Origin of the sequence: Falsiroseomonas sp. HC035, from assembly GCF_050563525.1 — a bacterium.
Lineage (GTDB): Bacteria > Pseudomonadota > Alphaproteobacteria > Acetobacterales > Acetobacteraceae > Falsiroseomonas.
In genome coordinates, this window is the sequence record NZ_JBNXUN010000084.1 from 1 (window position 1) to 416 (window position 416).

Sequence of the window (416 nt, forward strand, 5' to 3'; positions counted from 1 at the left end):
GCGGTGAGGCCGACGCTGGTGGTGCCGGCGACTGCGCCGGTCAGGTCGAGCGAGGCCGCATTCAGCGCCACGGCGGTGCCGCTGGCGCCGGTCACCGTCAGCGCGTCGGTGGAGACAAAGCCGAGCGCGCCGCCCGCCACACCGTTGAAGCTGCCGACGGCATTGGCGCTGTTCAGCGCGATGCTGCCGGAGACGGCGCTGGCGGTGAGGGATGGGGTGGTGATGGCGGCGGATTGGCTGATGCCGCCGGTGGTGGCGGTGAGGCCGACGCTGGTGGTGCCGGCGACCGCGCCGGTCAGGTCGAGCGAGGCCGCATTCAGCGCCACGGCGGTGCCGCTGGCGCCGATCACCGTCAGCGCATCGGTCGAGGTGAGGCCGAGCGTGGTCCCGGCGGTACCGTTGAAGCTGCCGACGGC

Annotated in this window: 1 protein-coding gene; it reads right to left on the bottom strand. The window is 73.6% G+C overall.

The window, feature by feature from the left end; all coding sequences use genetic code 11:
- Positions 1–416: hypothetical protein (locus ACLF3G_RS29555; RefSeq protein WP_430672946.1), on the bottom strand; the 416-nt coding region annotated here is incomplete at both ends.